The organism is Klebsiella sp. K5-204, assembly GCF_030128585.1.
Lineage (GTDB): Bacteria > Pseudomonadota > Gammaproteobacteria > Enterobacterales > Enterobacteriaceae > Klebsiella > Klebsiella quasipneumoniae.
Genome location: NZ_JAKUZS010000010.1, coordinates 111,106 through 133,891, shown reverse-complemented (window position 1 = coordinate 133,891; position 22,786 = coordinate 111,106). Strand labels below are relative to the sequence as shown.

The window sequence follows — 22,786 nt, the reverse complement described above, 5'->3', positions numbered from 1 at the left end:
AGGGCGATTATTTTTTATCTTTCACTTCTTCGAACTCAGCGTCGACAACATCGTCGTCTTTCGCGTTGCTCGCCTGAGCGTCAGCGGAACCCGCCTGCTGCTGAGCATGCTGCTGCTGGGCGATTTCCATCAGCTTCTGGGAAACCTGCGCCAGCGCCTGCATTTTCGCTTCGATGTCCGCTTTGTCTTCACCTTTCAGCGAAGTTTCCAGCGCGGTCAGCGCAGACTCGATGGCAGTTTTGTCGTCAGCCGGCAGTTTATCGCCTGCTTCTTCAACCTGCTTGCGAGTGCTGTGCAGCAGATGGTCGCCCTGGTTACGGGTCTGTACCAGCTCTTCGAACTTACGGTCAGATTCGGCGTTAGCTTCCGCTTCGCGAACCATTTTCTGAATTTCTTCTTCATTCAGACCGGAAGACGCTTTGATGGTGATCTTCTGCTCTTTACCGCTGTTTTTGTCTTTCGCGGAGACGTGCAGGATACCGTCAGCATCGATGTCAAAGGTCACTTCGATCTGCGGCATGCCACGCGGCGCCGGGTTAATACCATCCAGGTTGAACTGACCCAGAGATTTGTTATCAGACGCGCGTTTACGCTCACCCTGCAGCACATGGATGGTAACCGCGGACTGGTTGTCTTCAGCGGTAGAGAACACCTGGCTGTGCTTGGTCGGGATAGTGGTGTTTTTGCTGATCAGCGCCGTCATCACGCCGCCCATGGTTTCGATACCCAGCGACAGCGGGGTCACGTCGAGCAGCAGAACGTCTTTCACATCACCGGTCAGTACACCGCCCTGAACGGCAGCGCCGATCGCCACAGCTTCGTCCGGGTTAACGTCTTTACGCGGTTCTTTACCAAAGAACTCGGCCACTTTCTTCTGCACCATCGGCATACGAGTCTGACCACCAACAAGGATGACGTCGTTGATATCGGAAACGGACAGACCGGCATCCTGCAGGGCTACTTTCAGCGGCTCGATGGAACGGTTAACCAGGTCTTCTACCAGGCTTTCCAGTTTCGCACGCGTCACTTTGATGTTCATGTGTTTCGGACCGGTCGCGTCTGCCGTGATGTAAGGCAGGTTAACGTCGGTCTGCTGAGCAGAAGACAGTTCAATCTTCGCTTTCTCAGCGGCTTCTTTCAGGCGCTGCATCGCCAGCGGGTCGTTGCGCAGGTCAATGCCCTGATCTTTCTTAAATTCATCAACGAGGTAGTTGATCAGACGGGTATCGAAGTCTTCGCCGCCCAGGTGAGTATCACCGTTGGTCGCCAGTACTTCGAAGGTTTTTTCGCCATCAACTTCGTCGATTTCGATAATAGAGATATCGAAAGTACCACCACCGAGGTCGTAAACCGCGATCGTGCGGTTGCCCACTTCTTTATCCAGACCGTACGCCAGCGCGGCCGCGGTCGGTTCGTTGATGATACGTTTGACTTCCAGACCGGCGATACGGCCAGCATCTTTGGTTGCCTGACGCTGCGCATCGTTGAAGTAAGCCGGTACGGTGATAACCGCTTCAGTTACCGGTTCACCCAGGTAATCTTCAGCCGTTTTCTTCATTTTTTTCAACACTTCAGCAGAGATCTGCGGCGGTGCAGTTTTGGTGCCCTTCACATCCAGCCATGCGTCGCCATTGTCTGCGGCAACAATTTTGTATGGCATGATAGAAACGTCACGCTGAACTTCTTCGTCCTGGAAGCGGCGGCCAATCAGGCGTTTAATCGCAAACAGGGTGTTTTGCGGGTTTGTCACTGCCTGACGTTTAGCCGGCTGACCAACCAGAGTTTCACCATCCTGGGTATAGGCAATGATAGAAGGCGTGGTGCGATCGCCTTCGGCGTTCTCCAGCACGCGTGCAGTAGTGCCATCCATAATCGCTACACAAGAGTTGGTAGTACCCAGGTCGATACCAATAATTTTACCCATCTAAACGTCTCCACTAAAAATTCGATCAACATGTGGTTGTGAACCTGTAATAAGGGCGAAACGTGCGGTTTCAACTGCCCAGACATCATTTTTTTTCAGGTTCTTCACTGCGGTTGACTACAAGATGGGGTCGCCCACCCCGGCATCAAGGGGCAAGCAGAAAAATTTTTTGTCGGAGGCCAGCCGACGCCCTCGCCCGCTGCCGTCGATGGCTTAGCAAACGATGTTGTCGGGCGGCAAAAAAGATGGCGAAACACCCATACAAGTAACGAATAAAAAAACCGAATATATTCATAATATCATTGACATAAAACGCAATACTTGTGCGCTAAAAGCCCCGTTTTCGCAGTGATAAGATCCCCGCCCTCGCACTTTACTTATTCAGGGGACAAATTAATGAAATCACTATTCCGGCTTTCAGCCGGGCTTATCCTTAGCGTGTCAGTTATCACCTCGGCGGCCGCCAACGACCATAAGATCCTCGGCGTGATAGCCATGCCGCGCAATGAGACCAACGATCTGACGCTGAAGCTTCCCGTCTGCCGGGTGGTCAAACGTATTCAGCTCAGCGCCGAACGCGGCGACATTCAGCTTTCCGGAGCAACGGTCTACTTTAAGGCCGGCCACGGCGCCAGCCACACCCTGAACGTGCCCGCCGGGATCAAAGAGGGCCACACCACCGGCTGGATCTCCCTCAACAGCGATAACGACAACAAGCGCTGTGTGAAAAAAATCGCCTTCTCCGGCCACACGGTCAACTCCTCAGATATGGCCTCACTGAAAATTATCGGCGACGACTAACGTCGTCCCCTGCCCGAGAGAAAACGTTATGCATATTAACTATCTGGATGATGACGATCTCGCCTTTCTGCCTGAGTGCAGCGAGGCGCATCTGGAAGCGTTTACCCGTATTCTGACCCACGGGGAAAATGGCAAACCCCGTCTCTCCAGTACGCTGCTGCGCAACGAGACCTTTCTGTCTATGGAGGGCCACCCGGAGCGCTATCGCCGCAACTGGCAGTTGATCGCCGGCGAGCTACAGCATTTCGGCGGCGACAGCATCGCCAATACGCTGCGCCGCCATGGCAAATTTTATCGCGCCATCCTGCTGGATGTGTGTAAAAGGCTAAAGGCGAAGGTCGATAAACAGATGACGACGCCGCAGATCGAGCAACAGTTGTTGACGCATTTTCTGCAGCACAGCTGGAATAAGCTGGATGAGGAACAAAAAACGCAGTTTCTCGCCGCGGTGGAGTGCCGGAGTCATGAGCTGGAAAGCCTGCTGCCCCATCTGTTGAGGCGCCGCAAGCTGAGTGAAGGCGTTGCCCTGCTACTCGATGAGCGGTTAACCGCCATTCTGCGCACGCACGCCGCCGTGAGCGTCATCGGCCATGGCCTGGTACGCGGCGCCGGGCTGGGGGGGCCGCTTGGCGCCGCGCTGAACAGCGTGAAAGCGGTAAGCGGCAGCGCTTATCGGGTCACCATCCCGGCGGTTCTGCATATTGCCTGTTTACGACAAATGCTCCACTCGTCGTCGGCCGCAACTGAAATTGGTGAAAAATACCCCGCCAGATCATAGACAGCCTTTCCGCGCCTCATTATTATGCCGCGCCCCGCCGCCAAGTCGCGGGGTAATGCTTCCCTTTTAATGATAATTTTGAGGAATTATGGGCAACACTAAGTTGGCTAATCCGGCACCGCTGGGCCTTATGGGCTTCGGCATGACCACTATTCTGCTTAACCTGGCGAATAGCGGCCTGTTCGCATTCGATGTAGCTATCCTGGCGATGGGCATTTTTTACGGCGGCATTGCGCAAATTTTTGCCGGCCTGCTGGAATACAAAAAAGGCAACACCTTTGGCTTGACCGCTTTTACCTCCTACGGCAGCTTCTGGCTGACGCTGGTTGCTATTCTCCTGATGCCGAAAATGGGCCTGGCTGATGCGCCGAACGCGCACTTCCTCGGCATGTATCTCGGCCTGTGGGGTATTTTTACGTTGTTCATGTTCTTCGGTACGCTGAAAGCCGCACGCATGCTGCAGTTCGTGTTCCTGAGCCTGACGGTGCTGTTTGCGCTGCTGGCGATTGGTCATCTGGTGGATAACGAAGGCATCGTGAAAGTTGCCGGCTGGGTCGGCCTGGTTTGCGGCGCCAGCGCCATTTACCTGGCGATGGGCGAAGTGCTGAACGAGCAGTTCGGCCGCACCGTGCTGCCGATCGGCGAACCGCGTTAATCTTCCGCCGCCGCCCTGTGACAGGGCGGCGGCTGGTCATCATCGGCAAACCTGCTTAGCGCTGCAGCTCCCCTTCCGGCAACCTCGCCGCCGTCAGCCCCTGACGCAGCCAGATACCTAATCCCAGCCCCATCAGCGACAAGGCCAGCACATACCAGGCCGGGGCCATCGGCGACACCCCCATCAGCATCGTGACGGCAATTGGCGTCAGGCCGCCAAAAATCGCGTACGACAGATTGTAGGAAAAGGAGATGCCGGTGAAGCGCACTTCCGCCGGGAAGGCCCGCACCATAACATAAGGCACCGCCCCCACCACGCCCACACAGAGTCCCACCGTGCCGTAGAGCAGAAACAGCCGCTGCGGGCTGGTGCCAGACAGGTGGTAAAACGCCCAGCTGGCAACCGCCAGCAGCAGGCTGCCGACGATAAAGGTGCGGCTGGCGCCGAAGCGGTCTGCCGCCAGCCCGGCGAGCAGACAGCCGATGCACAACATAATCGTGGCAATGCTGTTGGCCTGCAGGGTTATCGCCGGGGCGAAGCCATAGTGTTTCTGCAGCCAGACCGGCGACATCAGGATCACCACCACCACGCCTGCCGACAGCAGCCAGGTCAGCAGCATAGAGACCGCCACCGCCTTCTGGTGCTTGAGGACGACCGCTTTTACCGGCAGCTCCTGCGCCAGCGCTTTGCGCTGCTGCATCTCAAGAAAAATCGGCGTCTCCTGCAGCCAGCGGCGCAGATACATCGCCACCAGACCAAATACGCCTCCCAGCAGGAAGGGGATCCGCCAGCCGCCGTCGTGGATCCCCTGCGGCGTCAGGCTGGTGTTGATAAGCGTCGCTACCACCGATCCCAGCAGGATGCCTACGGTCAGGCCGGCCGTCAGCGTGCCGCAGGCGATACCAATGCGTTTTTCCGGAACATGCTCGGCGACAAACACCCAGGCGCCAGGCACCTCGCCGCCGATCGCCGCCCCCTGCAGAATACGCATCAGCAGCAACAGCAGCGGCGCGACGATGCCCACCGAGCTGTAGGTCGGCAACAGACCAATCGCCAGGGTCGGCAGCGCCATCAGCAGGATGCTGAGGGTAAACATTTTCTTGCGGCCAACCAGATCGCCAAAATGGGCCATGATGATCCCCCCCAGCGGACGCGCCAGGTAACCGGCGGCGAAAATGCCAAAGGTCTGTACCTGGCGAAGCCATTCCGGAATATCCGCGGGGAAGAAGAGCTCGCCGACGACGGCGGCGAAGAAAACGAAGATGATAAAGTCATAAAACTCCAGCGCGCCGCCAAGGGCGGCCAGCGTCAGCGTTTTATAATCCTGGCGGTTGAGCGGTCGGTTTGCATATGACATAACGCGATTTCATCCTGAGGCGTGCAGCGTATTTTATAGTGTGTAAAGCAAACAGCACTATATCGTAAATAAAACGGCACACCATCAGCGATGCATGTTATGTCACAAATGCATCAAATTCAGGATAAAGTTTCGCGTCGGGCACTTTTGGGACGAAATGCTTCTACCACACGGCCATCGGTTTCCACATAAGGCCCCTCCAGCAACTGTACACAATAAGGTACACTTGCGAAAATACCGTGCACCAGCACGTTGCCGTCAGCATCTTTCACCCCTTCCAGGGTCTCCTGAATCGCTTTCGGTTGTCCGGGAAGATTGAGGATCAGCGCCTGCTTGCGGATCACTCCGACCTGCCGGGAAAGGATCGCCGTCGGCACAAAGTGTAGGCTAACCTGGCGCATTTGCTCGCCGAAACCCGGCATCTCGCGATCGGCAACCGCCAGCGTGGCGTCGGGCGTCACATCGCGACGCGCCGGGCCGGTGCCGCCGGTGGTCAGCACCAGATGGCACCCCATCTCGTCAACCAGTTCGCACAGCGTTTGCTCAATAATGACCTGCTCATCCGGGATCAGGCGAGTCTGCAGTTCAAAAGGGGTGGTAAGGGCACGCGCCAGCCACTCTTCCAGTGCCGGGATGCCTTTGTCCTGATAGACGCCGCTGGAGGCGCGATCGGAAATGGAAACTAAGCCGATTCGTAAGGTATTCATGGTTATTCCGTTCAAACTGTGGCGTTAAACGAAATGATACACTGCTGCTGGCGGGACAGACAGTGTAATGTGGCCGACGGGCGTCGGCCACCTGCAGGATTACAGCAGTTCGCCGATCATTTTTTCCAGTTTTTCCTGGTCGATCGCAAACTTACGGATACCTTCCGCCAGTTTGTCTACCGCCATCGGATCCTGGTTATGCTGCCACAGGAACTCAGATTCGGTAATACGCTCCGGACGCGCTTTCACTTCACCGGTATACACCAGTTTACGCTCAACGGCGCCTTCGCTTTCGGACAGCTCTTTCAGCAGCGCCGGGGCGATGGTCAGGCGGTCACAGCCAGCCAGTTCCAGAATTTCGCCAACGTTACGGAAGCTGGCGCCCATCACCACGGTTTCATAACCGTGCTGCTTGTAGTACTCGTAGATTTCGCTGACGGAAACCACGCCCGGATCTTCTGCCGGCGCGTACTCTTTCTTATCGGTGTTGGCTTTGTACCAGTCGAGGATACGGCCAACGAACGGCGAAATCAGGAAGACGCCCGCTTCGGCGCAAGCGCGAGCCTGAGCGAAGGAGAACAGCAGCGTCAGGTTGCAGTTGATGCCCTCTTTTTCCAGCTGTTCAGCGGCGCGAATGCCCTGCCAGGTTGAAGCCAGCTTAATCAGAATACGATCGTTGCTGATGCCCGCGTCGTTATACAGCTTGATGATGCGCTTGGCTTTAGCGATAGACGCTTCGGTGTCGTAGGAGAGACGCGCATCCACTTCGGTGGAGATACGGCCCGGGATCAGTTTCAGAATTTCGAGACCGATGTTCACCGCCAGCTTGTCGGAAGCATCGAGGATCTGCTGCGCGCGATCGCTGCTCTGGCTACGAGCCCAGGCCACAGCGTCGTCAATCAGCTTACGGTACTCAGGGATCTGAGCCGCGCCGAGGATCAGGGAAGGGTTGGTGGTGGCATCCTGAGGCTGATACAGCTTCATTGCCGCAATATCTCCGGTGTCAGCGACGACAGTGGTGTACTGACGCAGAGAAGTTAATTTATCCGTCATGATATATTTCTCTTAAACAGCAGTTAAGGGGATGTAACCGGTCTGCCCAGATGATAACACGCTGCCGGGTCAGCGCAACCGCCGACGAGAGAAGAGCGCAGAGTGTGATAAACTATGCAGATTAATTTGCTGAAAGCGCAAGGATTGTCACTTAATTGGTAACGCTTACACTGGCGTGCCGGCATGGACAAGAGGATGTTTAATGCCTGATTTTCTCTCATTTATCAATGAAATACTCTGGGGCTCAGTGATGATTTATCTGCTACTGGGCGCCGGTATCTGGTTTAGCTGGCAGACCCGGGGTATTCAGTTCCGCTACGTGCGCAAATTTGGCCGCAGCCTGAAAAAAAGCCTGCACCCGCAGCCGGGCGGTTTAACCTCCTTTCAGGCGCTCTGTACCAGCCTTGCTGCGCGAGTCGGCAGCGGCAATCTTGCCGGCGTCACGCTGGCTATCGCCGCCGGCGGGCCCGGAGCCGTATTCTGGATGTGGGTCTCCGCCCTGCTCGGCATGGCCAGCAGCTTCGCCGAATGTTCCCTTGCCCAGCTGTATAAAGAGCGCGATAGCCGCGGGCAGTTTCGCGGCGGTCCGGCCTGGTATATGGCGCGCGGGCTCGGCATGCGCTGGATGGGCGTTCTGTTTTCGATCCTCCTGCTGCTAGCCTATGGCTTTATCTTCAATACCGTACAGGCCAACTCCGTGGCCCATGCCCTGCGCTATGCGTTCGATCTGCCGGCGGCAGTCAGCGGCGGCGTGCTGGCCGTTGTCGTTCTGCTGGCTATCCGCCGTGGTTTACGCGGCGTGGCGCGCCTGATGCAGTGGATCGTCCCCATCATGGCGCTGCTGTGGATCGCCACCAGCCTGCTTATCGGCCTGTGGCATATCACCGCCCTGCCGACGATTTTCGCCACCATCTTTCGCTGCGCCTTCGGCTGGCAGGAAGCCGCCGCCGGCGCGGTGGGCTACACCATCAGCCAGGCGCTGACCAGCGGCTTTCAGCGCGGCATGTTCTCCAATGAAGCCGGAATGGGCTCTTCGCCTAACGCCGCCGCAGCCGCCGCCTCCTGGCCGCCGCACCCGGCGGCGCAGGGTATCGTGCAGATGATTGGCGTGTTTATCGATACCATCGTCATCTGTACCGCCAGCGCGATTATCGTCATGCTGGCGCCCCACCCCGACAATGAGTATACGCTCAACGGCATCCAGGCCCTGCAGCACGCGATGAGCATGCTGGTCGGGGGCTGGGGGGCGGGTTTTATCGCTTTCATCGTGCTGCTGTTCGCCTTTAGCTCTATCGTCGCCAACTACCTGTACGCGGAAAATAATCTGGTCTTTCTGCGCCTGGATAAGCCGCGCTATATCTGGGCGCTGCGGATACTTACCGTCCTGATGGTGCTGCTGGGAACCCTGGTTAGCCTGCCGGTCGTCTGGCAGAGCGCGGATATCATTATGGCGCTGATGGCGATGACCAACCTGACGGCCATCCTGCTGCTCTCCCCGACGGTGCGGATTATCGCCAGTGATTATCTGCGTCAGCGCCAGCTGGGCATTCAGCCCACTTTCGATGCGTCGCGCTATCCTGAGATTCACCAACAGCTGGCCCCGGGCGCGTGGAATGAACTGCCGCGCGAATAGCGCGGCAATCGCAGCTATCGATCCCACCATGCACTTTTTTTGTTAAAATTCGTCGAAATTACCTGCAAGGACTGGATATGCTGATTCTGATTTCACCTGCTAAAACGCTCGATTATCAAAGCCCGCTGGCAACGACTCGCTATACCCAGCCCGAACTCCTCGAGTATTCTCAACAGCTTATCAGCATCGCCCGTCAGCTGACCGCGCCGCAAATCGGCAAGCTGATGAGCATCAGCGACAAGCTGGCGGATCTGAACGCCACCCGTTTCCACGACTGGCACCCTGACTTTACGCCGCAAAATGCCCGCCAGGCGATCCTCGCCTTTAAGGGCGATGTCTACACCGGCCTGCAGGCAGAGACGCTCACTGAGGACGACTTTGACTTCGCCCAGCGACACCTGCGCATGCTCTCTGGCCTGTATGGCGTGCTGCGTCCGCTGGATCTGATGCAGCCCTACCGCCTGGAGATGGGGATCCGTCTGGAAAACCCCCGCGGCAAAGATCTGTACCAGTTCTGGGGCGAGACCATTACCGAGAAGCTGAATCAGGCGCTGCAGGCTCAGGGCGACGATATCGTCATCAACCTGGCTTCCGATGAATATTTTAAATCGGTGAAAACGCAAAAATTGCAGGGCCAGCTGATCAAGCCGGTATTCCTCGATGAGAAGAACGGCAAATTCAAAGTGATCAGCTTCTATGCCAAGAAGGCCCGTGGCCTGATGAGTCGCTACATTATTGAAAACCGCTTAACCCAGCCGGAACAGCTGAAATCCTTTAATAGCGAAGGCTATTTCTTTGATGCGGAGGCGTCGGAGAAAGGCGAACTGGTGTTTAAACGCCACGAGCAGTAAGTAAACGGTCCCCCTACGGCGTTCGACGCAACAGGGGGACGGTAAGGATTTAGCCCATCATCAGCTTACGCAGCGCGGCGAAATCCGCCGGCAGGTTGTGAGACAGCAGCGGCAGGTCGGCGCGGTCGGCCAGCTCTTTCGGCAGCGGCAGGGTCTCCTGCAGGATCTCCTCCACGCTCTCTTTGAACTTCGCCGGATGGGCGGTGCCGAGGAACAGACCGTACTCTCCCGGCTGCAGCTGATCGCGCAGCGCGCGCCAGGCAATCGCCGCGTGCGGCTCAGAGATGTAGCCGATGGCCTTCAGCTCGCGCATTGCCGCTTTGGTGGTCTCATCATCGACCGCGGCATAGCCCAGCTCGCTGAGACGCCAGATTTTACGGCGGAACAGCTCTTCGACACGCGGCCAGTTGTTCGGCTGGCTGACGTCCATGGCGTTGGACAGCGTCGCCTGGGTGGCTTTTGGCGCCCACTCGCCGCCCTGCAGATAGCGCGGAACGGTGTCGTTGGCATTGGTGGCGGCGATAAAGCGTTTGATCGGCAGACCCAGCGACTTCGCCAGCAGACCGGCGGTCAGATCGCCGAAGTTGCCGCTCGGCACGGAAATCACCAGCTGATTGCGGGCTTCCTGCGGCAGCTGCGCCGCCGCTTCGAAGTAGTAGCAGATCTGCGCCAGCAGGCGGCTGATGTTAATGGAGTTAGCCGAGTTGAGCCCCAGCGTCGCCTTCAGTTCTTCATCGTCAAACGCCTGCTTCACCAGCGCCTGGCAGGCGTCGAAGTCGCCGTCAATCGCCACGGTTTCAATGTTGCCGCCGAGAGTACAGAACAGCTTCTCCTGCAGCGGGCTGATCTTGCCGCGCGGGTAGAGGATCACTACCTTAACGTTCGGCAGTCCGTAGAAAGCATGCGCCACCGCCGCCCCGGTATCGCCAGAGGTCGCCGTGAGGATGGTGACCGGCTTATCGCCTGCGATATGGGTCAGCATCTGCGCCATAAAGCGGCCGCCGAAATCCTTGAAGGCCAGCGTGGGGCCATGGAACAGCTCCAGACAGCCGACATCCTCCTGAACCTTGCTCACCGGCGCCGGAAACGCAAACGCCGCGCGGACCCGCTGCTGCAGGACATCCTGCGGGATCTCATCGCCGATAAAGGCGGATAAAATTTTGGCGCTGCGGGTGACAAAATCCTGCGCCAGCATGTCGTCGATTTCAGTCAGGCTGAATTCCGGCAGATCGTGCGGAAAGAACAGGCCCTGATGCTTGCCAAGTCCCTGGGTAACGGCCTGCGCAAAGCTGACCTGCTCATTGTGATCTTTTAAGTTATACAGTTTCATTGGTTATCCCACTACGCGTGCGCCCGCCGTGTCCAGCCGGCAAATATGTACAAAGCCTTCCTGATTCTGCAGATAGTGCGCGCCAAGCCAGTCGGCGACGCGCTGTGCGGTGTCCGGCTTATCGCACAACGCGAACAGCGTTGGGCCAGAGCCGGAGATGCCGCAAGCCTGGGCGCCCATCTCCATGGCCGCCTGACGCGCTTCGCTAAAGCCCGGCAGCAGTTTGGTTCGGTACGGTTCGGCAATCACATCTTTCATCAATTTTGCCGCCAGCTGCGGCTGGCGGGTGTAGCAGGCGTGAATAAAGCCCGCGAGGTGGCGACCATGGGCGATACAATCCTGACGGCGGTACTGCGCCGGCAGAATCGCCCGCGCTTCGGCGGTGGATACTTTAATCCCCGGATAGGCCAGCACCCACAGCCACTCATCAAACCCGGGCACCTGCTGGCTGATAATCCCGTTCTCTTCGATCATCAACTGCATACCGCCAAGATAGCACGGCGCCACGTTGTCGTAGTGAATGCTGCCGGAGATACGCCCTTCCATCTCCCCCATCAGCGCCAGCATGCGCGTCTCGTTCAGCGGCTTACCGCAAAACTCGTTCATCGCCACCAGCGCGGCGACCACCGAGCAGGCGCTGGAGCCCAGCCCGGAGCCAATCGGCATGTTTTTTTCCAGGGTCATCGCCACCGGCACCGTTTTACCGATCTCCCGGCAAAAGCTTTCCCAGCACTGGTAAACAATGTTCTCCTGCGGCGCCGTCGGCAGTTTGCTGGCGAAGCGTCCCAGATTCTGCAGGCTGAATTGCTCCGCCGCTTCGACAGTAACGTTGTCGCCAAGCAGCGTGCCATCGACCGGCGTGACCGCCGCGCCCAACACATCAAACCCGACGCTCATATTGGCACTGGAAGCCGGGGCATATACTTTGACCATCTTAAACTCCTAACTTCCAGGAAAGGGTGCGCAGCAGGTCGGCGAATACACCGGCCGCCGTGACGTCGTTCCCGGCACCATAGCCGCGCAGCACCAGCGGCAATGGCTGATAATAGTGGCTGTAAAAGGCCAGCGCGTTCTCGCCATTTTTGACTTTGAACAGCGGATCGTTGCCGTCAACGGCGGCAATTTTCACCCGGCAGGTACCATCCTCTTCGATATTACCGACATAGCGCAAGACTTTACCTTCATCGCGCGCCTTAGCGATCCGCGAGGCGAACGCATCATCCAGCGACGGCAGGCGGGCCATAAAGGTCTCAACATCACCGCTGGCGTCGAAGTCCGCCGGCAGCGCCGACTCGACGATAATGTCCGACAGCTCCAGTTCACGTCCGGTCTCACGGGCCAGAATCAGCAGCTTACGCGCGACATCCACCCCGGATAAATCGTCGCGCGGATCCGGCTCGGTATACCCCATCTCACGGGCCATCGCCGTCGCCGCCGAGAAACTCACGCCCTCATCCAGCTTGCCGAAGATAAACGACAGAGAGCCGGAGAGGATCCCGGAGAAATGGCGCAGTTCATCGCCGGCGTTGAGCAGGTTCTGCAGGTTCTCAATCACCGGCAGGCCAGCGCCAACGTTCGTGTCATAGAGGAACTTGCGGCGCGAACTGCTCGCGGCGTGGCGCAGCTGATGATAATAATCCAGCGAAGAGGTATTGGCCTTTTTATTCGGCGTGACCACATGGAAACCTTCGCGCAGGAAGTCGGCGTACTGATCGGCGACCGCCTGGCTGGAGGTACAGTCGACGATCACCGGATTAAGCAGGTGGTACTCTTTTACCAGGCGGATCAGGCGGCCAAGATTAAAGGGTTCTTTCGCCTCCGCCAGCGCCTCACTCCAGTTTTCCAGATTCAGACCATGCACGCTGGTCAGCAGCGCCTGAGAGTTGGCCACGCCGCAAACTCGCAGATCGATATGTTTGCTCTTCAGCCAACTCTGCTGGCGTTTGATTTGCTCCAGCAGCGCGCCGCCGACGCCGCCGACGCCGATGACGAACACTTCGATCACCTGGTCGGTGTTGAACAGCATCTGATGGGTCACGCGCACGCCGGTGGTGGCGTCGTCATTGCTGACCACCACCGAAATGGAGCGCTCGGATGAACCCTGGGCAATCGCCACGATATTGATATTGGCGCGGGCCAGCGCGGCAAAAAACTTTGCCGAGATACCGCGCAGAGTGCGCATTCCGTCGCCCACCACCGAGATAATAGCCAGACGCTCCATAATGGCCAGCGGCTCCAGCAGCCCCTCTTTCAGCTCGAGATAAAACTCATCTTCCATCGCCCGTTTAGCACGCGCACAGTCGCTCTGCGGCACGCAGAAACTGATGCTGTACTCGGAAGAGGATTGGGTGATCAGCACGACCGAGATGCCGGCGCGGGACATGGTGGCGAAGACGCGGGCCGCCATGCCGACCATGCCTTTCATCCCCGGCCCGGAGACGTTGAACATCGCCATGTTGTTGAGGTTAGAGATGCCTTTGACCGGCAGATCGTCCTCGTCGCGGCTGGCGCCGATGAGCGTTCCCGGCGCCTGCGGGTTGCCGGTATTTTTAATCAGACATGGGATTTGGAACTGGGCGATAGGGGCGATGGTGCGCGGGTGCAGCACTTTCGCGCCAAAGTAGGAGAGCTCCATCGCCTCCTGATAAGACATCGATTTCAGCAGACGCGCATCCGGCACCTGGCGCGGGTCGCAAGTGTACACGCCGTCGACATCGGTCCAGATTTCGCAGCAATCGGCGCGCAGGCAGGCGGCCAGTACCGCAGCCGAATAGTCGGAGCCGTTGCGCCCCAGCACCACCAGCTCGCCCTTCTCATTGCCGGCGGTAAACCCGGCCATCAGGATCATATGGTCTGCCGGGATCTGGCTGGCGGCGATGCGGCGGGTGGATTCGGCGATATCGACCGTGGATTCCAGATAGTGGCCCACCGCGAGCAGTTTTTCCACCGGGTTAATCACACTGACTTTATGACCACGGGCTTCCAGCAGACCCGCCATGATGGCGATGGAGAGCTTTTCGCCTCGGCAGATCAGCGCGGCATTGACGCTGTCCGGGCACTGACCCAGCAGGCTGATACCGTGCAGGACATGCTTAATCTGAGCAAACTCCTGCTCAACAAAGGCTTTCAGCTGGGCGAGCGGGAAAGCGGGCTGGGCGTCGGCAAGGCCCTGAAGAAGTTCGGTAAAAATGCGTTCAGCGTCGGCAATATTGGGGAGGGCATCCTGGCCGCCAATGGTCTTTTCAATCATCGCTACCAGATGGTTGGTGATCTTCGCCGGGGCAGACAGGACGGTCGCTACCTGCCCCTGCCTGGCATTACTCTCCAGAATATCGGCAACCCGCAGAAACCGTTCCGCATTTGCCACTGATGTACCGCCGAACTTCAACACTCGCATGGTTCTTACCCCTTGATCTCTTGTCAAAAAAAAAGCCCGCACTGTTCAGGTGCGGGCTTTTTTCTGTGTTTCCTGTACGCGTCAGCCCGCACCGTTACCTGTGGTAATGGTGGTGGTGATAATGGTGGTAATCATGCCGATGCGATTCATGGATGTTGTGTACTCTGTATTTTTATCTGTCTGTGTGTCCTGCCTATATTGGTTAAAGTATCTGCCCTCTTAAGTCAATGAATTTCTCAATTAACCTCATTTCAGCGAGCTTACGTATTGCGCCACCCCGACAAGGAAAAACATCCAGATCGGCGGAACACTCCCCGCAAAAACAGCACATACAACCATAATTAAAATATATGACAGAGCTTTATTCTGGCAGGTTTTTTTCAATATCATGCAGCAAACGATGCAACATTGCCGTGTCGCGCTGCTGCAGCAGCCCCATTCGTTGCGACAGCCAGTCGGCCAGTTTGGCATCATCCTCCACGCCCAGACGCGAAAGCAAGGCCAGGGCGCGCAGGCGCAACGCCTGCAGCTGATGATGGTCTGCCGCGGCGGCGGTGGGCGCCGGTTGTTGCATAAGCGATGCTAATTGATAGCAGTAGACCATCACCGACTGACCGAGGTTGAGCGAAGGATAATCCGCGGCCATCGGCACGCCGGTCAGCACATCGGCCAGGGCCAGCTCCTCATTGGTCAATCCGGCGTCTTCACGGCCAAATACCAGCGCGGTATGGGTCATCCAGTTCGCCTTCTCCTCCAGCAGCGGCAACAGCTGCTGCGGCGTGGCGTAATAGTGAAACCGCGCGCGACTGCGGGCGGTGGTGGCGACGGTAAAATCGACGTCGTGCAGCGCCTCGGCAAGGGTGGAATAGGTGGTGATGCCATCGAGGATGTCGCCTGAGCCGTGCGCCACCCAGCGTGCCGCCGGCGCCAGATGGGCTTCACTGTCCACGATCCGCAGATCGCGAAATCCCATGGTTTTCATCGCCCTGGCGGCGGCGCCGACGTTCTCGGCCCGGGCAGGACCGACTAAAATAATCGTTAAACGCATTGCGGTTTTTTTCTCTCTCTCAGGCGTTGTCGAGGCGCGGAGCCCCGCATTTTACGCGGTGAAAATTTACAAATTTGCAACAAAAATCACTAAAATTGCGTTATCTTACCCATAAAAAAATCTAAACTGTTCTCAGGAGGCCATGACAAGGAGTATGTTAACAGAACCCATTTATCCATATGATGGGCAATGAAATTTCACCTGACGCATCGTTCCAGACATTGGATTCACTGTATTTATTAATTTATCCACGCAACTAGTTGAGCCGGGTAAAGATTGTGACTATAAAGAGCATGGCGATGCAATGATTTCACAAGACTGTTAACGTGCTACAATTGAACTTGATATATGTCAACGAAGCGTAGTTTTATTGGGTGTTCGGCCTCTCTTAGCCTGTTATGTTGCTGTTAAAATGGTTAGGATGTCAGCCGTTTTTGACACCGTCGGGTCCAGAGGGAAAGTACCCACGACCAAGCTAATGATGTTGTTGACGTTGATGGAAAGTGCATCAAGAACGCAATTACGTACTTTAGTCATGTTACGCCGCGCATGTTAATTTGCGACATGCAGCAGGCAGGTCAGGGACTTTGGTACTTCCTGTTTCGATTTAGTTGGCAATTTAGGTAGCAAACATGCAGACCCCGCACATTCTTATCGTTGAAGACGAGTTGGTAACACGCAACACGTTAAAAAGTATTTTCGAAGCAGAAGGTTACGATGTATTCGAAGCGACCGATGGCGCGGAAATGCATCAGATCCTGTCTGAAAATGATATCAACCTGGTGATCATGGATATCAACCTGCCGGGTAAAAATGGTCTTCTGCTGGCGCGCGAGCTGCGCGAGCAGGCTGACGTCGCGCTGATGTTCTTAACCGGTCGCGACAACGAAGTGGATAAGATCCTTGGCCTCGAAATCGGCGCTGACGACTATATCACTAAACCGTTTAACCCGCGTGAACTGACTATCCGCGCGCGCAACCTGCTCTCCCGTACCATGAACCTCGGTACCGTGAGCGAAGAGCGTCGCAGCGTGGAAAGCTACAAGTTCAACGGCTGGGAACTCGATATCAACAGCCGTTCCCTGGTCAGCCCGAACGGCGAACAGTACAAGCTGCCGCGCAGTGAATTCCGCGCGATGCTGCACTTCTGCGAAAACCCGGGCAAAATTCAGTCTCGTGCCGAGCTGCTGAAGAAAATGACCGGTCGCGAGCTGAAGCCGCATGACCGTACCGTTGACGTGACCATTCGTCGGATTCGTAAACACTTCGAATCCACTCCGGATACCCCGGAAATCATCGCTACCATTCACGGTGAAGGTTACCGTTTCTGTGGCGATCTGCAGGAATAATGCGATTTATTCCGCAGCCATGATGTGAAAACGGCGCCCCGAGGGCGCCGTTTTTTTATGCCATCACTCTTTCCAGAGGCGCAGTTTGTCGTCATCGGCAGACGGCGGCGGAGGCACACTGCCTTTCGGTAACGATAACGCATACCAGTCCACTCGCCGGGTCAAAAACATCAGGCTGCTTAGCGCCAGCACCAGCACCCCGGTACCCAACAGCAGCGCGCTGTCCTCGGAATGCAGCAGAAACCACATCACCCCGTCCAGCAGCAGCAGCGCCGCGACAAACAGCAGGCTGTTACGCCATCCCCTGAGCACCGCCTGGAGGTAGATCCCGTTCATCACCGCGCCGGACAGGCTGGCGGCCAGCCAGGCGGCGGTAAAGCCAATGTGCTCCGAAAGCGCCAGCAGCACCAGGTAAAACAGCACCAGCGATAGGCCCACCAGCAAATATTGCATCGGATGCAGGGGGCGATGGGTCAGGCTTTCGAAAGCGAAAAAGGCCATAAACGTCAACCCAATTAACAGGATGGCATATTTTGTCGCCCGGTCGGTTAGCTGATACTGGTCGGCAAGCGACATGACATCGGCACTGAACGCCGGCAGGCGCGACCACGGGATCTCCATATCATCCTTGAAATAGCTGCCCATATCGTTGGCGAACCAGCTGCTTTGCCAGTGGGCGCGATAGCCGGCAGCATTCACTTCGCGTTTCGTTGGCAGGAAGCTGCCGAGAAAGCCGGGATGCGGCCAGTTACTGGTCAGCTGCAGCTCACTGTTGCGCCCGAGCGGCGCCAGTGAAAATGCGCCCGTCCCGTTCAGATCGAGCGAAAAAGCGATCTCAAGCGGCTTGTTGTCCTCCGCCAGCGCAGGCATCGGCATATGGATGCCCGCCCCATCGCCGCTGATCCCCAGCCCAGGCTCCACGCTTAATACGCTGCCGTTAACCTCCGGAGCATGAATGGCGCCAATGCCGCGGGCATCGCCGACGCTCACCACCAGCCGCGGCTGGCCTAAGACAATATTCGTTTTTTTCAGCGCCGCCAGACGCAGCGGATCAAACGAAGCCTTAATCTGCAGGGCGTTATGCCAGACCTGTCCGCTGTAGATGCCCACCCTCCTCGACTCCACGGTCTGTTTGCCGGTGACCGCCAGCGACTCCGGCAGCCAGTAGTACTCCCAGCTCCGCTGATATTCGACCTCTTTTTGGTTCTCCCTGCGGGTCAGCGTCTCGGTTACCGGAATAGCGATCAGCGGCCCGGCGAGTTTTTGCGGGCCGCTGGTGCTCTGTTCAATGGCATCCACAACCTCACTGCGATAATCAGCCCGCTCATTGATGAGCTCCCTGACTATCATCAAAGGCAGAGATAACAGCACAATACAGCCTATTAACGTGGTGATTTTCCAGAATAACGGTGATTTCAACATAGCTTTCTCCCTATCGTGATGGCCTCACAATAGGGCGGTTGTGTGGGGGGAATTTGAAGCTATGTGAAGGGACGGTGAAGTCTCAGCGTGGCGACCACGCCGCCTTCGGGCCGATTGTGTAGACGGATATCGCCGTGATGCAGGCGCGCGACTTCACGAACGAAGGCCAGCCCAAGGCCGCTGCTCTTATGGCCGTCTTCACGCGGCAGCGAGTAGAACCGATCAAAGATCCGCGTCAGGGCATACTCCGGAATACCGCATCCGTTATCCGTTACGCTCAGTCGCACCTCTGCATTTCGTTTCTCTACTGCCAGGGCGATCTCGCCCCCCTGGGGGGTAAAATCAATCGCGTTGTCGAGCAGATTGCCCAGCGCCTGGGACAGCAGTTCGCCATCGCCATTGACCAGCATCCCACTCTCCTGCCAGCGCAGGGTGATGGCTTTCGCCGCCAGGGCGATGTCGCGCTCTTCCGCCAGCCGTTGGTATAGCGCATCTATCGACACCGGCTGCGGCTTTATCTCCAGCCGGCTTTCCAGTCGCGCCTGCTGGAGCAACCGCTCCACCAACAGCTGCATGCGAGTATTTTGCGCGAGGATATTCTCAGTAAACCGCGCCGCCACCGCAGGCGGCGGCTCTTCGCGCAGGATCTCCGCCGCACCGCGGATGGCCGCCAGCGGACTTTTCAGCTCGTGAGTCAGGTCATAGACATAGTTTTCGATGGCGTTTTTGCCTTCGAGCTTCACCCGCATGCTCTCCAGCGCCTGGGCCAGCTTACGCAGTTCGCTGCTGCCGACCTCCGGCAGCGGCAGCGGGCGGTCAGCGGTCACCGAGTCCGCATAGCGCACCAGCTTGCCGATAGAGAAATTGATCCACCAGACGACGCCGCAGCCAATCAACAGGGCAATGCCCAGCAGGGCGCCGCCGGCCCAGAGGATCCGCCGCTCGCTGCGCTGAATGACCGGCGTCATCGCCAGGTTGGGTTTACCGACGCTCAGCACGCCGATAATCCGCCCCTTATCCATCACCGGCGCGGCGATATACATCACCGAGCTGGCTTCATCATGCGGATCGCTGCGCGTACTGCGCGCGCCGTACTGGCCGCGCAGGGTGAGCCAGACGTCGTTCCAGCGTGAATAGTCCTGCCCTGTCGCCTCTCCGCTCGAGTCAAACACCACCTTGCCCCGGGCATCGGTCAGATAGACGCGGTACTCATTCCGCACCTTTTTAATTCCGCCAATATTGGCGTTGAGCCGCTGCTGGTTGAGCTGGTGAAAGGCCTGCGCCAGCCTGCCCTGCTGCGGGTTTGCCGCCAGCAGGTCCTCACGCGCCAGCGCCGCCAGCAGGGTGGCGGTATCGTTGAGGGTCCCCTCCGTCGCCCGGCGCACGCCCGGCTTCACTTCCTGGACAAAGATCGACAGTACAAACCACGCGGCGATCGCGACGATAAGAAAATAGCCCAGCAGCAGGCGCATGCCGATGCGCATCAGCCGCGCCCCAGGCTGTAGCCCATCCCGCGATGGGTATTGATTGGCGCCACCTCAGGATTAACGACCCGCAGTTTAGCGCGCAGGGTTTTGATGTGGGTGTCGACGGTGCGGTCGAGGCTTTCCCAGGCATCGCTCCACACCAGCTCCATCAGTTGCTGGCGGGAGAAGACGCGACCGGGCGCGTGAAGCAGCGTTTTCAACAGCAGAAATTCATAGCGCGTCAGGTTCAGCGGCTGGCCGAACCAGCTTATCGACGCCGCCTGCTCGTCAAGCACAAACTCGCCGACGCGAACTACCGACGAAGGCGCGGCGAATTTTTGCAGCCGCCGCAGCACGCTGCGCACCCGCGCGCAGACTTCGCGCGGCGAAAACGGCTTGGCGATGTAATCGTCAGCGCCGATTTCCAGCCCCAGCAGCTTATCGACCTCGTCGCTCCGCGCCGTCAGAAACAGCACCGGCAGCGCCGGAAAGCGCGTCAGCAGGCGCCGACAGAGCTCGAAGCCGCTGATATCCGGCAAGCCGACGTCGAGGATGGCCACATCGGGCGCCTGATGCGCCGCCGCCTCCAGCGCGGGCAACCCGCGGTCAAAGACGGTGACCTGGAAGCCCTCCTGCTGGAGCATATAAACCAGGGTATCGGCGATACTCTGTTCATCCTCAACTAACCAAATCCGTGGCTGCTGCATGCGCGCTCCCGTTTATTTATTCCAGGGCATAATCGGCACGGCGCTGATGGCGTTCTTCGGCGAACCATCAACCACTTTATCCGAATAGGTCAGGTAGACCAGCGCATTGCGTTTCTCATCATAGAAGCGAACGACCTGTAGCTTTTTAAACACCAGCGAGGTGCGCTTCTGGAACACCACGTCGCCCTGGCTTTTGCCATTTTTGATTTTGTCCGTCAGCTCAATCGGCCCGACCTGCTGGCAGGAGATGGCCGCGTCGGAGGTATCTTCCGCCAGACCCAGCCCGCCTTTGATCCCGCCGGTCTTCGCCCGGCTGATATAGCAGGTCACGTTCTGCACATCCGGATCGTCAAAGGCTTCGACGACAATTTTGTGATCCGGCCCTAACCATTTGAAGACCGTATCCACGGAACCAATCTGCTCCGCCTGAGCGACCTGGCAGCCGGCCAGCAGCAGCAGGCCCATCGCAAACTTCTTGTATTTCATATTGTTACCATTCTTAAAAAATATAGCTGAGTGATTATCACGCACTTTGCGGAAAAGGTTTATAGATCACAGCTTTACAAAATTCTCGTTCAGATCCACGGACCTACCGCATTTAAAAGCAAAAAAAACACTGAATGCTAAAACATCAAAAAATGCTATTATCCGCTACTTTAATATCAGGCACCTGTGTTTAAGGATGGGGACATTTTATGGATCAAGCAGGGATTATTCGCGATCTCCTTAGCTGGCTGGAAGGTCACCTGGATCAGCCGCTTTCTCTGGACAATGTGGCGGCGAAGGCGGGTTATTCCAAGTGGCATTTGCAGCGAATGTTTAAGGATGTCACCGGCCATGCCATCGGTGCCTATATTCGCGCGCGCCGGTTGTCGAAATCAGCTGTCGCATTACGCCTTACCGCCCGTCCAATCCTTGATATTGCGCTGCAGTACCGTTTCGACTCCCAGCAGACCTTCACCCGGGCGTTTAAGAAGCAGTTCTCGCTGACGCCGGCGCTCTACCGCCGCTCGCCGGACTGGAGCTCGTTCGGTATGCGTCCGCCGCTGCGTCTTGGCGAGTTTACCCTGCCGAAACATGAATTTGTCGCCCTGCCCACGACTCAACTGCTGGGGGTAACCCAGAGCTATACCTGTAAGCTGGAGGAAATCTCCGACTTCCGCAACCAGATGCGGGTCCAGTTCTGGCGCGATTTCCTCGGCAACTCGCCGTCGATCCCCCCGGTGCTCTATGGGCTGCATGAACCGCGTCCGAGCCTGGAGAAAGACGATGAACAGGAAGTGTTCTATACCACCGCGCTGACGCCGGAGATGGCTAACGGCCACCTGCAGAACGCCCATCCGGTGACGCTGGAGGGCGGCGAGTATGTCATGTTTACGTATGAAGGGCTGGGTACCGGCCTGCAGGAATTCATCCTGACGGTCTACGGCACCTGCATGCCGATGCTGAACCTGACGCGTCGCAAGGGGCTGGATATTGAACGCTTCTATCCTGAAGATGAAAGCCGGGATCAGGCCACGCCGATTCAGTTGCGCTGCGAATATCTGATCCCGATCCGCCGTTAACGCTGCAGCTCGTCCATCGCGGGGGCGTCAAGATGCGAGACGTCGCCCGCCGTTTCCACCACCCAGCCGGAAGCCAGCCACGGGCTCTGCTGATAATCGACGCGCGAGATAGAGCAGTTGCGCAGACGCAGACGACGCTCTGCGTACGCCGGCAGCCCTAAAATCGTGCTCACCAGGCAGCCCAGCGCGATACCATGACTCACCAGCAGTGGTCGACTACCGGCCGGTAATTCCAGACAGGCTGCCAGCGCCGCATGCATGCGTTCGCTAAGCTCCTGCATCGATTCGCCCTGAGGAATACGACCATCCGGCGTGCCGTTGACCAGCTGGCGGCGCCAGCCCTCTTCTTCTTCGCTGAGCGAGTCGATATGGCGCTTCTCCAGCACCCCCATATCCAGCTCGCGCAGGCGCGCATCGGCGATCACGCTGCAGCCGCAGGCTTCGGCGATAATCTCTGCTGTGCGGCGGGTTCGTCCCAGATCGCTGGTAATGATATGGGTGATCCCCAGCGTTCTGGCGCGCTCGCCAACCTGCCAGGCCTGGCGCTCACCGTGTGCGGTCAGCGGGCTGTCGGACTGACCCTGAATACGTCGCTCGGCGTTCCACTGCGTTTCACCGTGGCGAACAAGGTATACCTGTAACATGCTTTTTTTCCGTTCTGAACTCGTTATCGACCGCTTTCGGGCATTACCGCCTGCCCTGGGGGTGATTTAGAGTATACTGCGATGACGTTAGTTTATTCT

Annotated in this window: 22 protein-coding genes and 1 other annotated feature; of the genes, 7 read left to right on the top strand and 15 right to left on the bottom strand. The window is 57.6% G+C overall.

Translation table 11 applies throughout. The annotated features are described in order from the left end of the window. Nucleotides 1-7 precede the first annotated feature (7 nt). The gene (gene dnaK / locus MKR05_RS23560; protein ID WP_023291917.1) at nt 8-1,924 is read right to left on the bottom strand and encodes a molecular chaperone DnaK; all 1,917 of its coding nucleotides are present in this window, start codon (nt 1,922-1,924) and stop codon (nt 8-10) included. Nucleotides 1,925-2,320: 396 nt separating this feature from the next. Here dnaK and MKR05_RS23555 point away from each other — a divergent pair, with 396 nt between their 5' ends. The 3 genes from MKR05_RS23555 to satP all read left to right on the top strand — a co-directional run bounded on the left by MKR05_RS23555 (nt 2,321) and on the right by satP (nt 4,158). Then, nucleotides 2,321-2,725, top strand: coding sequence for a DUF2541 family protein (locus tag MKR05_RS23555; RefSeq protein ID WP_087824302.1), 405 nt, complete (start codon nt 2,321-2,323; stop codon nt 2,723-2,725). A 28-nt stretch (nt 2,726-2,753) separates the two neighbouring features. Continuing rightward, nucleotides 2,754-3,503: an acidic protein MsyB gene (gene msyB / locus MKR05_RS23550; RefSeq protein ID WP_048296639.1), complete on the top strand. Its 750-nt coding sequence runs from the start codon at nt 2,754-2,756 to the stop codon at nt 3,501-3,503. A gap of 88 nt (nt 3,504-3,591) precedes the next feature. Continuing rightward, the gene (satP, locus tag MKR05_RS23545; RefSeq protein WP_032452395.1) at nt 3,592-4,158 is read left to right on the top strand and encodes an acetate uptake transporter; all 567 of its coding nucleotides are present in this window, start codon (nt 3,592-3,594) and stop codon (nt 4,156-4,158) included. A 55-nt stretch (nt 4,159-4,213) separates the two neighbouring features. On the opposite strand, the gene MKR05_RS23540 is transcribed toward satP, so the two are convergent. From MKR05_RS23540 to tal, 3 genes are all read right to left on the bottom strand, one after another. Beyond that, nucleotides 4,214-5,515 carry an MFS transporter gene (locus MKR05_RS23540; protein ID WP_072421120.1) on the bottom strand — a complete coding sequence of 434 codons (1,302 nt, stop codon included), beginning with the start codon at nt 5,513-5,515 and terminating at the stop codon, nt 4,214-4,216. Nucleotides 5,516-5,634: 119 nt separating this feature from the next. Continuing rightward, nucleotides 5,635-6,222 (bottom strand): molybdopterin adenylyltransferase, encoded by a 588-nt coding sequence (gene mog / locus MKR05_RS23535; RefSeq protein ID WP_023291912.1) that lies wholly within the window; start codon nt 6,220-6,222, stop codon nt 5,635-5,637. Nucleotides 6,223-6,321: 99 nt separating this feature from the next. Next, nucleotides 6,322-7,275, bottom strand: coding sequence for a transaldolase (gene tal / locus MKR05_RS23530; RefSeq protein ID WP_004204228.1), 954 nt, complete (start codon nt 7,273-7,275; stop codon nt 6,322-6,324). 202 nt (nt 7,276-7,477) lie between these two features. On the opposite strand from tal, the gene MKR05_RS23525 reads away from it, so the two are divergent. Together MKR05_RS23525 and yaaA are read left to right on the top strand one after the other, a co-directional pair. Then, nucleotides 7,478-8,908 carry a sodium:alanine symporter family protein gene (locus MKR05_RS23525; RefSeq protein ID WP_064155487.1) on the top strand — a complete coding sequence of 477 codons (1,431 nt, stop codon included), beginning with the start codon at nt 7,478-7,480 and terminating at the stop codon, nt 8,906-8,908. Between the two features lie 77 nt (nt 8,909-8,985). Beyond that, the gene (gene yaaA / locus MKR05_RS23520; protein ID WP_032452393.1) at nt 8,986-9,759 is read left to right on the top strand and encodes a peroxide stress protein YaaA; all 774 of its coding nucleotides are present in this window, start codon (nt 8,986-8,988) and stop codon (nt 9,757-9,759) included. Between the two features lie 49 nt (nt 9,760-9,808). On the opposite strand, the gene thrC is transcribed toward yaaA, so the two are convergent. The 6 genes from thrC to yjjY form a co-directional block, all read right to left on the bottom strand. After that, complete coding sequence (gene thrC / locus MKR05_RS23515) at nt 9,809-11,089, bottom strand: threonine synthase (RefSeq protein WP_002887863.1); 1,281 nt, start codon at nt 11,087-11,089, stop codon at nt 9,809-9,811. 3 nt (nt 11,090-11,092) lie between these two features. Continuing rightward, nucleotides 11,093-12,022, bottom strand: coding sequence for a homoserine kinase (thrB, locus tag MKR05_RS23510; protein ID WP_002887853.1), 930 nt, complete (start codon nt 12,020-12,022; stop codon nt 11,093-11,095). A gap of 1 nt (nt 12,023) precedes the next feature. Next, a complete protein-coding gene (gene thrA, locus MKR05_RS23505) occupies nt 12,024-14,486 on the bottom strand; it encodes a bifunctional aspartate kinase/homoserine dehydrogenase I (RefSeq protein WP_044525310.1) in 2,463 nt (820 codons plus the stop codon). Between the two features lie 25 nt (nt 14,487-14,511). After that, nucleotides 14,512-14,629, bottom strand: a sequence feature (Thr leader region). Then, nucleotides 14,568-14,636, bottom strand: a complete 69-nt coding sequence (gene thrL / locus MKR05_RS23500) for a thr operon leader peptide (RefSeq protein WP_004222578.1) — start codon at nt 14,634-14,636, stop codon at nt 14,568-14,570. Its footprint overlaps the feature before it by 62 nt. A gap of 211 nt (nt 14,637-14,847) precedes the next feature. Next, on the bottom strand, nt 14,848-15,534 hold the full coding sequence (locus MKR05_RS23495; protein WP_044525309.1) for a tRNA/rRNA methyltransferase: 687 nt from the start codon (nt 15,532-15,534) through the stop codon (nt 14,848-14,850). A 396-nt stretch (nt 15,535-15,930) separates the two neighbouring features. Beyond that, the gene (gene yjjY, locus MKR05_RS23490) at nt 15,931-16,071 is read right to left on the bottom strand and encodes a protein YjjY (protein WP_004146984.1); all 141 of its coding nucleotides are present in this window, start codon (nt 16,069-16,071) and stop codon (nt 15,931-15,933) included. Between the two features lie 95 nt (nt 16,072-16,166). Here yjjY and arcA point away from each other — a divergent pair, with 95 nt between their 5' ends. Then, complete coding sequence (arcA, locus tag MKR05_RS23485) at nt 16,167-16,883, top strand: two-component system response regulator ArcA (RefSeq protein ID WP_002887843.1); 717 nt, start codon at nt 16,167-16,169, stop codon at nt 16,881-16,883. Between the two features lie 63 nt (nt 16,884-16,946). Here the strand turns inward: arcA and creD are convergent, their stop codons facing one another. The 4 genes from creD to creA are packed head-to-tail and all read right to left on the bottom strand — an operon-like array spanning nt 16,947 to nt 20,964. Continuing rightward, on the bottom strand, nt 16,947-18,305 hold the full coding sequence (gene creD / locus MKR05_RS23480) for a cell envelope integrity protein CreD (RefSeq protein WP_049014561.1): 1,359 nt from the start codon (nt 18,303-18,305) through the stop codon (nt 16,947-16,949). A gap of 59 nt (nt 18,306-18,364) precedes the next feature. Further along, the gene (gene creC, locus MKR05_RS23475; RefSeq protein WP_044525307.1) at nt 18,365-19,789 is read right to left on the bottom strand and encodes a two-component system sensor histidine kinase CreC; all 1,425 of its coding nucleotides are present in this window, start codon (nt 19,787-19,789) and stop codon (nt 18,365-18,367) included. Next, a complete protein-coding gene (gene creB / locus MKR05_RS23470) occupies nt 19,789-20,478 on the bottom strand; it encodes a two-component system response regulator CreB (RefSeq protein WP_023291904.1) in 690 nt (229 codons plus the stop codon). Before creB ends, creC begins: the two co-directional genes overlap by 1 nt. Nucleotides 20,479-20,490: 12 nt before the next feature. Beyond that, nucleotides 20,491-20,964: a protein CreA gene (creA, locus tag MKR05_RS23465; RefSeq protein WP_044525306.1), complete on the bottom strand. Its 474-nt coding sequence runs from the start codon at nt 20,962-20,964 to the stop codon at nt 20,491-20,493. A 209-nt stretch (nt 20,965-21,173) separates the two neighbouring features. Here creA and robA point away from each other — a divergent pair, with 209 nt between their 5' ends. Next, nucleotides 21,174-22,043, top strand: coding sequence for an MDR efflux pump AcrAB transcriptional activator RobA (gene robA, locus MKR05_RS23460; protein WP_004204217.1), 870 nt, complete (start codon nt 21,174-21,176; stop codon nt 22,041-22,043). Here the strand turns inward: robA and gpmB are convergent. Beyond that, nucleotides 22,040-22,687 (bottom strand): 2,3-diphosphoglycerate-dependent phosphoglycerate mutase GpmB, encoded by a 648-nt coding sequence (gene gpmB / locus MKR05_RS23455; RefSeq protein WP_004204216.1) that lies wholly within the window; start codon nt 22,685-22,687, stop codon nt 22,040-22,042. The genes robA and gpmB overlap by 4 nt on opposite strands. Nucleotides 22,688-22,786 lie beyond the last annotated feature (99 nt).